The 12,001-nt window shown below is 66.6% G+C and carries 9 protein-coding genes and 1 pseudogene; 4 read left to right on the top strand and 6 right to left on the bottom strand.

The genetic code is table 11. The features are described from left to right. The first annotated feature begins 204 nt into the window (after nucleotides 1-204). From PIB19_RS11950 to PIB19_RS11940, 3 genes are all read left to right on the top strand, one after another. On the top strand, nucleotides 205-993 hold the full coding sequence (locus PIB19_RS11950; protein WP_271237539.1) for a DUF2189 domain-containing protein: 789 nt from the start codon (nucleotides 205-207) through the stop codon (nucleotides 991-993). Between the two features lie 89 nt (nucleotides 994-1,082). Continuing rightward, entirely contained in the window at nucleotides 1,083-2,975 is a 1,893-nt protein-coding gene (sppA, locus tag PIB19_RS11945; RefSeq protein WP_271237538.1) for a signal peptide peptidase SppA, read from the top strand. Then, the gene (locus PIB19_RS11940) at nucleotides 2,972-3,532 is read left to right on the top strand and encodes a GNAT family N-acetyltransferase (protein ID WP_271237537.1); all 561 of its coding nucleotides are present in this window, start codon (nucleotides 2,972-2,974) and stop codon (nucleotides 3,530-3,532) included. The genes sppA and PIB19_RS11940 overlap by 4 nt, the downstream gene beginning before the upstream one ends. Nucleotides 3,533-3,535: 3 nt before the next feature. On the opposite strand, the gene PIB19_RS11935 is transcribed toward PIB19_RS11940, so the two are convergent. Then, the gene (locus tag PIB19_RS11935) at nucleotides 3,536-4,168 is read right to left on the bottom strand and encodes a trimeric intracellular cation channel family protein (RefSeq protein WP_271237536.1); all 633 of its coding nucleotides are present in this window, start codon (nucleotides 4,166-4,168) and stop codon (nucleotides 3,536-3,538) included. Nucleotides 4,169-4,246: 78 nt separating this feature from the next. Here PIB19_RS11935 and PIB19_RS11930 point away from each other — a divergent pair, with 78 nt between their 5' ends. Beyond that, nucleotides 4,247-4,912, top strand: coding sequence for a YoaK family protein (locus PIB19_RS11930; RefSeq protein WP_271237535.1), 666 nt, complete (start codon nucleotides 4,247-4,249; stop codon nucleotides 4,910-4,912). A 398-nt stretch (nucleotides 4,913-5,310) separates the two neighbouring features. On the opposite strand, the gene PIB19_RS11925 is transcribed toward PIB19_RS11930, so the two are convergent. From PIB19_RS11925 to PIB19_RS11905, 5 genes and pseudogenes are all read right to left on the bottom strand, one after another. Beyond that, nucleotides 5,311-5,772 (bottom strand): DUF2314 domain-containing protein, encoded by a 462-nt coding sequence (locus PIB19_RS11925; protein ID WP_271237534.1) that lies wholly within the window; start codon nucleotides 5,770-5,772, stop codon nucleotides 5,311-5,313. Next, entirely contained in the window at nucleotides 5,772-7,166 is a 1,395-nt protein-coding gene (gene lpdA, locus PIB19_RS11920; RefSeq protein ID WP_271237533.1) for a dihydrolipoyl dehydrogenase, read from the bottom strand. The genes PIB19_RS11925 and lpdA overlap by 1 nt, the downstream gene beginning before the upstream one ends. Nucleotides 7,167-7,202: 36 nt before the next feature. Next, on the bottom strand, nucleotides 7,203-7,781 hold the full coding sequence (locus PIB19_RS11915; RefSeq protein ID WP_271237532.1) for a YfbM family protein: 579 nt from the start codon (nucleotides 7,779-7,781) through the stop codon (nucleotides 7,203-7,205). Nucleotides 7,782-7,795: 14 nt separating this feature from the next. After that, entirely contained in the window at nucleotides 7,796-9,025 is a 1,230-nt protein-coding gene (gene odhB, locus PIB19_RS11910) for a 2-oxoglutarate dehydrogenase complex dihydrolipoyllysine-residue succinyltransferase (protein WP_271237531.1), read from the bottom strand. A 1-nt stretch (nucleotide 9,026) separates the two neighbouring features. Next, nucleotides 9,027-11,956 (bottom strand): annotated as a pseudogene (locus tag PIB19_RS11905) (2-oxoglutarate dehydrogenase E1 component). Nucleotides 11,957-12,001 lie beyond the last annotated feature (45 nt).

The raw sequence follows: 12,001 nt of genomic DNA, 5'->3' as shown, positions 1-12,001 counted from the left end.
CGAGCTGGGCTTGCGTCGCAAGCTGCGGCGACGGCGGACCGATCGGGTTGTCGGCAGCGGTGGAGCGGGCGGGATCGACCATGCGGGCCTCCGTGACGTGCGCCAATCCATTAGCCCGTGCCGGCATGGGCGGCTGTAATCGATTCGCTTATCGCCCGCGACAGGCGTACAATCGGCGTGCCGGGGACACCGAAGGAGCGCGTCATGACTGTCGCTCGTATCGAACGTGCCGAACGCCCTGCGGAGGCGTATGACGTCCGCATCCTGGAAACCGCCGATCTGCGCGATTCGCTGCGCCAGGGCTGGGCGGATTTCGTCGCGCATCGCGGCGACCTGATCTTCGTCGGCATCATTTATCCGGCGGTGGGCTTTCTCGCGGCGGTGATCGCATTGGGCGGGCCGCTCATTCCCCTGTTTTTCCCGCTCGCGGCGGGGCTCAGCCTGCTCGGGCCGGTCGCGGCATCGGGCTTCTACGAGCTGGCGCGGCGGCGCGAGCAGGGGTTGCCTTCCGGCTGGTCGCATTTCTTCGACGTGGTGCGGCGGCCATCGTTCGACGCGTTCATGGCGGTGACGGGGCTGCTGCTGCTGATCTTCTTCGCCTGGCTGGTGGTCGCGATGAGCCTCTACACCGCGCTGATCGGGCCTGCGCCGGAGAGCATATCCGCCTTCGCGACGCGCTTGTTCACCACGCCCGAGGGCTGGACGCTGATCGTGCTGGGCAACCTGGCGGGGCTCGCCTTCGCCGCTCTGGTGCTGACGATCAGCGTCGTGTCGATGCCGATGCTGGTTGACACCGATGTTGACGCCCGCACCGCCCTCCACACCTCCCGAATGGCGGTGATGGCGAACAAGGGCGTGATGCTGCGCTGGGGCGTGATCGTCGCGGCATTGCTGGTGATCGGGTCGATCCCGTTCTTCGTGGGGCTGGCGGTGGTGCTGCCGGTGCTCGGCTATGCGACCTGGCATCTCTACACCAGGGCTGTGGTGCGCTGAGCGACCCTGTATTGCGCCGATAATACACACGCCGTTTACTCGCCCGGTGCCATCCGGTAGCAGGAAGGCACAATGAAGGAGCGGCGCAGGTGAGACTGGTTCGGGGCGCGTGGAAGATTCTGGTGGGCATCAAGGACTTCCTCGTCCTGATGCTGATGTTGCTGTTCTTCGCGGGGCTGTTCGCGGCGCTGTCGTATCGGCCCAACAAGGCGGCGATTCATGACGGGGCGCTGGTGATGGCGCTCGACGGGACGATCGTCGAGCAGCCCGAACAGCCCGATCCGTTCGCGCGCTTCGGCGGCGGCGAGGTGGCCAAGCAGCACCGGCTGCGCGACGTGGTGCGCGCGCTCGACGCGGCGCGGACCGACGACCGCGTCAAGGCAGTGGTGCTCGATCTCGACCGGTTCATGGGCGGCTATCCGGCGACGATCACCGAAGTGGCCGACGCGGTCGGCCGCGTCCGAGCGAGCGGCAAGAAAGTGCTCGCTTACGCCACCGGCTATACCGATGACGGCTATGCGCTCGCCGCGAACGCCAGCGAGATCTGGGTCAATCCGCTGGGCGGCACCCTGTTCGCCGGGCCGGGCGGCACACAGATCTATTACAAGGGGCTGATGGACAAGCTCGGCGTCAATGCGCACGTCTACAAGGTCGGCAAGTTCAAGTCGGCGGTCGAGCCCTATATCCGCAGCGACATGTCGCCCGAGGCGCGCGAGGCCAATCAGGCGCTGTACGGCGCGATCTTCAGCCAGTGGCAGGAAGGCGTGACCAAGGCACGCCCCAAGGCGCGGATCGCCGATTATCTGAGCAAGCCCGACGAGGTTGTGGTCGGCGCGAAGGGCGACATCGCGGCGGCGAACCTCGCTTATGGACTGGTCGACAAAGTTGGTGACCGGCTCGCCTTCGGCAAGCGCGTCGCCGAGATCGTCGGTGCGCCCTCGGGCAAGCCGGCGGGCAATTTCAAGGCGATCAAGCTCGCCGACTGGGTCGAGGCCAATCCGGCGCCGACGAGCGGCGACGCGATCGGCGTGATCACCGTCGCGGGCGAGATCGTCGACGGCAAGGCGGGACCGGGCACCGCCGCCGGCGACACGGTGAGCGGACTGCTGCTCAAGGGGCTGGCCGAGAAGAAACTGAAGGCACTGGTGGTGCGCGTCGATTCGCCGGGCGGATCGGCGATGGCGTCCGAGCAGATCCGCCAGGCGATCCTGCAGGCCAAGGCGCAGGGGCTGCCGGTGGTGGTCTCGATGGGCAGCCTGGCGGCGAGCGGTGGGTATTGGGTGTCGACAGCGGGCGACACGATCTTCGCCGAGCCGAGCACGATCACCGGATCGATCGGCATCTTCGGCGTGCTGCCCTCGTTCGAGAACAGCCTCGCCAAGATCGGCCTGACTACCGACGGCGTGCGCACGACACCGCTGAGCGGCCAGCCCGACGTGATGGGCGGGATCAACCCGGCCACCGATCGCATCCTGCAGGCGGCGATCGAGAGCGGCTATGGCCGCTTCATCAATCTGGTCGCGCAATCGCGCAAGCTGACGCCGCAGCGCGTCGACGAGATCGGGCAGGGCCGGGTGTGGATCGGCGGGGTGGCGCACCAGTTGAAGCTGGTCGATCGTTTCGGCGGGATCGACGCGGCGATCGCGGAAGCGGCGACGCGGGCGAAGCTCGATCCGAAGAACGTCCATGCCGTGTATCTGGAGAAGGAGCCCGATGCGTGGACGCGCTTCTTTAGCGATGTGCTGGCGGGCGACGACGATGATCGCGACTGGGCGGACCAGCCCGCGGGTGCCGACCTTTACGGCCGGATCGCCGCCGAGCGTCGTGCGCTGCTCGGCCAGGCGCTGGGCGATGCCCGGCGGCTGGCGCTGGGCGGTTCGGTGCAGGCGCGCTGCCTCGAATGCATGGCGATGGGGCCGGCGGTGGTTCGTGCGGAGGACCGCAGCCTGCTCGACCTGCTGATCGCGAGGATCGGCCTGTGATCGCGATCCGCGCAGCTACGCCCGAAGATGCGCCGTCGATCGCGGCGATCTATGCGCCGCATGTGCTCACCGGCACTGCTTCGTTCGAGATCGATCCGCCCGACGCGCGCGCGATGCGGACGCGGATGGCGGCGAGCGAGGGGCTCTATCCGTGGATGGTCGCGACCAACGGAGATGTCGACGGCGGCGTGATCGGATATGCCTATGCGAGCAAGTTCCGCGACCGCCCCGCCTATCGCTATGTCTGCGAAACCTCGATCTATTTGACCGACGCGTCGAGCGGATCGGGCGTGGGCCGCCTGTTATACGGAGCGCTGGTCACCACGCTGCGGGCGCAGGGGTTCGTGCATGCGATCGGCGCGATCACTCTGCCCAACGACCGCTCGATCAAGCTGCACGAAGCGGTGGGGTTCCGCCGGGCGGGCGTGTATCGCGAGGTCGGCTTCAAGCACGGCCAGTGGATCGATGTCGGCTTCTGGCAGGTCCAGCTCAACGAGCCGGTGGTGCCGCCGGTCGAGCCGCGGAAATTCAGCGAAGTCGGTGTCGTTCGGCCCTGAGCCTTACCGCCGTCCGCGATAGGCCGGCAGGTGGATCTTCCATACAATCGCGGCGGCGCGCAGCGCGAAGCCCGCGGCGGCGGCGATCAGGCCGGCGGCTAGCGGCGTGAGGCCGGCGAGGCTCAGCCCGACATAGACCGTGGAGGCGAGCGCGGCGGCGGTGACGTAGAGCTCGGGGCGCATCAGGATCGAGGGTTCGCCGACCAGCACGTCGCGGATGATGCCGCCGACACATGCGGTCATCACGCCCATCAGAGCGGCAGGAATGGGCGGGATACCGTAGCCGATCGCCTTGGCGGCGCCGAACGCGGCATAAGCGGCGAGCCCGAAGGCATCGAGCCAGTCGAAAGTGCGGTCGCTCCACCAGCGCTGCGGCGTCAGCCACACCGCCACCGCAACCGCCAGGATCAGCGCCGCCACCTTCGGGTCGTGCACCCAGAAGACCGGCGCGCCGATCAGGAGATCGCGCACCGTGCCGCCGCCGACGCCGGTGATCAGCGCGAAGAAGGCCGCAGTAACGAAGGTCTGTCCGCGCCGCGTCGCCGAGAGCGCGCCGGTCGCGGCGAACACGGCGATGCCGCACATGTCGAGCCAGGGGAGGATCGGTCCGATCTGCACGGCGACCTGGATTTGCATGGCGGCTTTCTCTCCTGTCGGCGCGGAGAGGTCAAACGCGGGGTGGCGGTGGGCGGCGCCGCGCGGCATGATGCGCGCATGCATCGGACTGAATCGCCGCTCATCGCCGTCGCCGTCTGCCTGGCGGCGCTCGCGGGCTTCGTCGATGCGCTCGCCTTCACCAGCCTGGGCGGGTTCTTCGCTTCGTTCATGAGCGGCAATACGACGCGGCTGGGCGTGGGGCTCGGCGCGGGGAAAGGCGGCGACGCGCTGGTCGCGGGCGCGCTGGTGATGAGCTTCATCGGCGGCGTGATCGTGTCGAGCGTGCTCGTCCGCGCGGCAGGAGAGCGGCACAAGGCCGCGGTGATGGCGGTGGTCACTGCGCTGCTGACCTTGGCGGCGATCGTCGGCACGGTGACGCCGGGGCCGCTGGTGCTCGTCCTGCTCGCCATGGCGATGGGCACCGAGAACGGCGTGTTCAACCGCGACGGCGAAGTGACGATCGGGCTGACCTACATGACCGGATCGCTGGTCAAGATCGGCCAGAAGCTGGCGGGCGCGCTGATGGGCGATCGCGATCGATGGAGCTGGGTGCCCTATCTGGCGCTGTGGCTCGGCTTCCTCGCCGGCGCCGTGTCGGGCGCGGCTAGCCAGATGCGCTGGGGATGGAACGCGCTGTGGCTGGCGGCGCTGATCGCCGCAGTGCTGACGCTGGCGATCGCGCGGTTCGGCGAACCGAAGGTTCGCGCCGTTCCCGAAGCCTAGGGTGGGGCCTTCGTCTCCGATATCAGATGACTGCGCTCGACGCGCCGGCGGTGGATACGAGATCGGTAAATATCTCATTTTTCACGAGATTTGACGGGGCGCGGTTGAAACCCGCTTGTCACGCCGCTCGTTCTTGCGCGTCGGAAGGTCACACTAACCTGACACTGATGCGGATGGGACTTCGACGCGATAGGCGCCGCGGCGACGGGCTTTGTGCGGAACCGACATTGTCAAAGAGCAGCCGGCGCTGCCGACCGCCTGACACGAGCAGACGAAATCCTACATTGCAAGCCGACCGACGCCGCGGCCTCCGATGTTGGGCGCAGAGCCCAGGGGAGGGCCATGGTCTCTCGCGCGACCGGCTGAAAGGATTCGCGCGAGGGGACGAACGGTGGCGCCTACCAGCCGAACCGGTCGCGCATCGCGCGGGCCTCGGCAGCGGTCATGCGCGCGATCAGCACCCGCATCGTCGCGCCGCCGACCAGCGTGCCGTCGCGCCAATAGGCCCAGTCGATCACTTCGCGGTCGCGGACGGTGACTTGCTGGCCCTTGGCGAAGCCGGCGGAGCGCGGCGCATTGAGCAGGCGCGCGGTGGTCATGTCGCCCTTGTGCGCGACCACTTCGGCCCAGATGAACTCGGACGGCGCGCCGGGGAGGAGATCGTATTTGATCATGTAGCCGCCCTCGTCCGGGCCGGGCGCGGTGGCGTGGCCGAAGAAGACGGGAAGGCCGGCGCGCGCCGCCTTGATCGCCGTGGCCATTTCGGGATCCCCGGTGGGCACCGCGATCGTCGCGTCCTGCGACGCAGGCAGCGTGTTCGGCGCGGCGAGCCAGAGCAAAGCCGCGCCGAGCATGGCCATCAGATGTGGATCGGCTTGCCGAGCACGCCCATCGCGGCTTCCTTGATCGCCTCGCTGTGCGTCGGGTGGGCATGGCAGGTGTAGGCGATGTCCTCGCTGGTCGCGCCGAATTCCATCGCCTGTGCGACCTGCGCGATCATCGTGCCGGCGACGCTGGTGATGATCCATGCGCCGAGCACGCGATCGGTCTTCGCGTCGGCGATGACCTTCACCCAGCCGACCGTGTCGTCGATCGCCTTGGCGCGGCTGTTGCCCGCCATCGGGAACTTGCCGACCTTGATCTCGCCCTTTTCCTTGGCCTGCTCTTCGGTCAGGCCGACGCCGGCGATTTCGGGATGGGTATAGACCACGCTCGGGATCACATCGTGGTTCACGATGCCGGTGAGCCCGGCGATGTTCTCGGCGACGGCGATGCCTTCGTCCTCGGCCTTGTGCGCGAGCATCGGGCCGGGGATGACATCGCCGATCGCCCAGACGCCGTCGACTTTCGTGCGGAAACTGTGGTCGGTCTCGACCTGGCCGCGCTTGTTCACTTCGAGCCCGATCTTGTCGAGGCCGAGGCCGTCGGTGTTGGGCTTGCGGCCGATCGAGACGAGCACGGCATCGGCTTCGATCGTCTCTGCAGTGCCACCCGCGGCGGGCTCGACCGTGACGGTCGCCTTGCCGCCGTTGACCTGCACACCGGTGACCTTTGTGGAGAGCTTGATCTCCATGCCTTGCTTCTTGAAGATCTTGGCGGCTTCCTTGCGGACCTCGCCGTCCATGCCGGGGAGCAATTGATCGAGGAACTCGACCACGGTGACCTTCGCACCGAGGCGCTGCCAGACCGAGCCGAGCTCGAGCCCGATCACGCCGCCGCCGATGACGACCATGTGCTCGGGGACCTTCTCCAGCGCGATCGCGCCGGTCGAATCGACGACGACCTTCTGGTCGATCTCGACGCCGGGGAGCGGCGTGACCGACGAGCCGGTGGCGATGACCACGTTTTTCGCAGTGACGTTGCGATCGCCAACCTGGACGGTGTGCGCGTCGATGAAGGTGCCGAGGCCCTTCACCCATTCGACCTTGTTCTTCTTGAACAGGAACTCGATGCCTCCGGTGAGACCCTTCACCGCCTTGTCCTTGTCGGCCATCATCGCGGGCAGATCGAGCTCGACGCTGCCCAGCTTGACGCCGTGCTTGGCGAGCGCGCCCGAGGCGGCCTCGTGGAACAGCTCGGAGGCGTTGAGCAAAGCCTTGGACGGGATGCAGCCGATATTGAGGCAGGTGCCGCCCAAAGTCTCGCGGCTCTCGACGCAGCCGGTGCGCAGGCCAAGCTGCGCGGCACGGATCGCGGCGACATAGCCGCCGGGGCCGGAGCCGATCACGAGAACGTCGAAGTCGTATTCAGCCATTTTCTGGTCTCTCTTCACGCGGCGTACCGCCGCTTTTCAGCAAATATAGGAAACGACACCCGCATTTCGAGCGACACATCCAGCAATGAATGTCCGAAGCTCGGTTAGCCAGTGCTCGATATATTCAATGCCTTCCTCGGGATTCTCGGCGAAAAAATCTGCGAGATAGAGTTCCTGCTCCAGCATTGCCTGGGGGTGATACCCTGCACGCAGGTCCATGGCGGTAAAGCCGGCCAGCGCATCGTTGAAACGAGCCACATTAACAGCGCGGATAGCTTTCGCCGGACCATATCCCACATCGACATCGCCGATCTCGGGCCATTCCTCGACCAGAAAACTTAGCGGTGCACCGGTCGCCCAACCCGAGCCGGTGAGGGCGAAATGCAATCCGTGCCACGCCTTATCGAGATCGATCTCGTCGCCTTCCTCACGCTCGCCGCTTATCGTCGAGTTTTGGGACGCGAACCCGAAGGTGGATATCAGTTTTTCCATCAACCCGGTCTTCGCCACTGCGGCCACGCGGGGCTCATTGTAGAGAAAATCTTCGATGAGCAGGGGTCGCGCCAGCAGCGCATCGATTTGTTCGTCAGTCGCCCGACGAAGCGCGAACACCATGCCCATCCGCTATCTCACAGGTCGATCAGCAGTCGGGTCGGGTCCTCGATCGCGTTCTTGAGCGCGACGAGGAAGGTCACCGCTTCGCGGCCGTCGATCAGGCGGTGATCGTAGGACAACGCCAGATACATCATCGGGCGGACGACGATTTGGCCGTCGCGGACGACCGGGCGGTCCTCGATGCGGTGAAGGCCGAGCACTGCCGACTGGGGCGGATTGATGATCGGCGTCGACATCAGCGAGCCGAACACGCCGCCGTTGGAGATGGTGAAGGTGCCGCCCTTCATTTCTTCCATCTTGAGCGTGCCTTCCTTGGCGCGCTTGCCGAAATCGCCGATCGTCTTCTCGATGGCGGCGACCGACAGGCTTTGCGCGTCGCGGATCACGGGGACGACGAGGCCCTGCGGCGCGGAGACCGCGACCGAGATGTCGGCATAATCGTGATAGACGATCTCTTCGCCGTCGATCGAGGCATTGACCGACGGGATATCGCGCAGCGCCTGGACGGCGGCCTTCACGAAGAAGCCCATGAAGCCCAGGCGGACGCCGTGCTTCTTCTCGAACAGATCCTTGTACTTGGTCCGCGCGGCGATGACTTCGGTCATGTCGACGTCGTTGAACGTCGTCAGCATCGCCGCGGTGTTCTGCGCTTCCTTGAGGCGCTTGGCGACGGTCTGGCGCAGGCGCGTCATGCGGACGCGCTCTTCCTTGCGGCCGCCCGTGGCGGGTGCGGCGACGGGGGCCGGGGTCGCGGCGGGCGCAGGTGCGGCGGCGGGCTTGGCGGCTGCGGCGGCGACGACGTCGTCCTTGGTCAGGCGGCCGTCCTTGCCGGTGCCCTGCACGGTCGAGGGATCGACGCCGGTCTCGAGCACCGCGCGGCGAACCGACGGCGAGAGCGCGGCAGCGGCATCGCCCGCGGCGGGTGCCGGAGCAGCGGCGGGGGCGGGGGCCGGCGCGGGTTCGGCCGCGGCCGGTGCAGGCGCGGGGCTGGGCGATGCGGCTGCGCCGGCGCCTTCGCCCACGGTGGCGATCACCGCGCCGACCGCGACGGTGTCGCCGACCTTGACCAGCTGATCGCCCATCACGCCCGCGACGGGCGAGGGGACCTCGACCGAGACCTTGTCGGTCTCGAGGCTGGCGATCGGCTCGTCGAGCTTCACGGCGTCGCCGGGCTTCTTGAGCCACTCGCCGAGAGTCGCTTCGGTGATCGATTCGCCCAGCACGGGCACTTTCACGTCGGTCATATCATGCCTTCCGGGTACGGCGGATTTCTTCGCGGACATTATGGCCGAGCGCTTCGGCGACGAGCGCGCCTTGCTCGGCGGTGTGACGCTTCATCAGGCCCGTGGCCGGCGATGCCGCCGCGGCGCGGCCGGCATAACGCGGGCGCTGCGGCTTGACGCCGGCTTCGGCCAGGCACTGCTCGATGAACGGCTCGACGAAGGACCAATAGCCGTTGTTCTTCGGCTCTTCCTGCGCCCAGATCACTTCCTCGACATTCGCCATCTTCCTGAGGCGAGCCGTGAGCGGCTCGCCCGGGAAGGGTAGAGCTGCTCGATGCGGACGATCGCGGTGTTCTTGTCGCCCGCCGCGTCGCGCGCCTCGATCAGGTCATAGGCGACCTTGCCGGTGCAGAGCACGAGGCGCTTCACCTCCGTGTCCGCCGGCGCCGAGGGATCCGAGAGGATGCGCTTGAAGTGCGTATCGCCGAGGAAGTCCTCGGTCTTCGACACTGCCAGCTTGTGGCGGAGCAGCGACTTCGGCGTCATCTGCACCAGCGGCTTGCGGAAGTTGCGGTGCATCTGGCGGCGCAGCAGGTGGAAATAGTTCGCCGGGGTGGTGATGTTGACCACCTGCATATTGTCCTGCGCGCAGAGCTGGAGGAAGCGCTCGGGGCGGGCCGAGCTGTGCTCGGGGCCCTGGCCTTCATAGCCGTGCGGCAGCAGCATCACGAGGCCGTTGGCGCGCAGCCACTTGGCTTCGCCCGACGCAATGAACTGGTCGATCATGATCTGCGCGCCGTTGACGAAGTCGCCGAACTGCGCCTCCCACAGGACCAACGCCTTGGGATCGGCGGAGGCATAGCCGTATTCGAAGCCGAGCACGCCATATTCGGAGAGCGGGCTGTCGAGCACTTCGAAATTGCCGTGCGGGATCGTCTGAAGCGGCACATATTTGTGCTCGTCATTCTGATCGACCCACACCGCATGACGCTGGCTGAAAGTGCCGCGACCCGAATCCTGCCCGGAGAGGCGGACGCCGAAACCTTCGGAGAGCAACGAGCCGAACGCCAGGGCCTCGCCGGTCGCCCAGTCGAAATTCTCGCCCGATTTGAACATGTTGCGCTTGGCGTCTAGCACGCGCGCGAGGGTCTTGTGGATCTCGAGGCCCTCGGGAACCTCGGTCAGCGTGCGGCCGAGGCTGTCGAACAGCTTCTTCTCGATGCCGGTATCGACGCTGCGGCGCGCAGTCTCGGCATCCGCAGGCGCACCGAGGCCCGACCAGCGGCCGGCGAACCAGTCCGCCTTGTTGGGCAGATACGACTTGCCCGCTTCGAACTCGCCTTCGAGCAAGGTCGTGAACTGGTGGATCTTCTCGTCGACGAAGCCCTGATCGACCACGCCCTCGGCGGCGAGGCGCTTGGCATAGACCTGACTGACCGGCGGATGCTGGCGGATCGCCTTGTACATCAAGGGCTGGGTGAAGCTCGGTTCGTCGCCTTCATTGTGGCCGAAGCGGCGATAGCACCACATGTCGATCACGACGTCGCGCTTGAACTTCTGGCGGAACTCGATCGCGACCTTGCACGCGAAGGTGACCGCCTCGGGATCGTCGCCGTTGACGTGGAGGATCGGCGCCTGGACGCCCTTGGCGACATCCGACGGGTACGGCGAGGAACGCGCGAATTGCGGGCTCGTGGTGAAGCCGATCTGGTTGTTGATGACGAAGTGGATGCAGCCGCCGGTATTGTAGCCGCGAATGCCGGAGAAGCCGAGGCACTCCCAGACGATGCCCTGGCCCGCCATCGCCGCGTCGCCATGGATGAGGACGGGGAGGACCTGCTCGTGCTCGGCGAGGTCGCTGCGCAGCGTCTGCAGCGCGCGGGCCTTGCCGAGGACCACGGGATCGACCGCTTCGAGGTGCGAGGGATTGGCGACCAGCGACATATGGACGCTGATCCCGTCGAATTCGCGATCGGTGCTGGTGCCGAGATGGTACTTCACGTCGCCCGAGCCGGCCACGTCGTCGGGATTGGCCGAGCCGCCGCCGAATTCGTGGAAGATCACGCGGAACGGTTTCGCCATGACGTTGGCGAGAACGTTGAGCCGGCCGCGATGCGCCATGCCATAGACGATCTCGCGGATGCCGGTGGCGCCGCCATATTTGATCACTGCTTCGAGCGCGGGGATCATCGCTTCGCCGCCGTCGAGGCCGAAGCGCTTGGTGCCGACATATTTGCGGCCGAGGAACTTTTCCCACTCCTCGGCTTCGATCACCTTGGAGAGGATCGCCTTCTTGCCGTCGGGAGTGAACTGGATTTCCTTGTCCTTGCCCTCCATCCGGTCCTGGAGGAAGCGGCGCTCCTCGACATCGGCGATGTGCATATATTCGAGGCCGACATTGCCGCAGTAATTGGCGCGCAGGATGTCGATGATCTCGCGGACCGTGGCGAACTGCAGCCCGAGCACGCCGCCGAGATAGATCGGGCGATCGAGATCGCTGTCGGGAAAGCCGTGATATTCGGTGCGCAGATCCTCGGGCAGATCGTGGCGCGACAGGCCGAGGGGATCGAGATTCGCGGCGAGGTGCCCGCGCACGCGATAGGTGCGGATCAGCAGCATCGCGCGGATCGAATCGCCGGCAGCCTTGACGATGTCGTCCTGCGACGGTGTCGCGGCGGCGGGCTTGGGCGCGGCCCCGGGCTTGGCCGGCTGGGGCGCCGGTTCCATCTGGGTTGGATCGAGACCGGCGGTGAGCGCATCGGTCTCGCTGAGCGGCCAGCGCGGATTGGCCCAGCTCGGACCCTGCGCCGTGTTCTCGAGGCCCTCGAACCATTGCCGCCAGCTCGGCTCGATCGAATCCGGATCGCTCTTGTAGCGGCGGTACAAAGTCTCGACGAAGGCGGGGCTCACGCCGCCGGCGATGTCGTCGAAGTCGAGGCCCTCATAGCCCATCATTCAATTCCTCAATCGTCACCCCGGCGAAGGCCGGGGTCCAGA

Origin of the sequence: Sphingomonas sp. 7/4-4 (genome assembly GCF_027941955.1) — a bacterium.
In the GTDB taxonomy this organism is placed as follows: domain Bacteria; phylum Pseudomonadota; class Alphaproteobacteria; order Sphingomonadales; family Sphingomonadaceae; genus Sphingomonas.
The sequence above is the reverse complement of the archived record's forward strand: the minus strand, read 5'-3'. Positions and strand labels throughout refer to the sequence as shown.

Bases quoted from the DNA above. Each gene is read 5' to 3' on its own strand.
- PIB19_RS11950 (WP_271237539.1), top strand. From the start codon at position 205: ATGACTGTCGCTCGTATCGAACGTGCCGAACGCCCTGCGGAGGCGTAT.
- PIB19_RS11935 (WP_271237536.1), bottom strand. From the start codon at position 4,168: ATGCAAATCCAGGTCGCCGTGCAGATCGGACCGATCCTCCCCTGGCTC.
- PIB19_RS11930 (WP_271237535.1), top strand. From the start codon at position 4,247: ATGCATCGGACTGAATCGCCGCTCATCGCCGTCGCCGTCTGCCTGGCG.
- PIB19_RS11925 (WP_271237534.1), bottom strand. From the start codon at position 5,772: ATGGCCATGCTCGGCGCGGCTTTGCTCTGGCTCGCCGCGCCGAACACG.
- lpdA (WP_271237533.1), bottom strand. From the start codon at position 7,166: ATGGCTGAATACGACTTCGACGTTCTCGTGATCGGCTCCGGCCCCGGC.
- PIB19_RS11915 (WP_271237532.1), bottom strand. From the start codon at position 7,781: ATGGTGTTCGCGCTTCGTCGGGCGACTGACGAACAAATCGATGCGCTG.
- odhB (WP_271237531.1), bottom strand. From the start codon at position 9,025: ATGACCGACGTGAAAGTGCCCGTGCTGGGCGAATCGATCACCGAAGCG.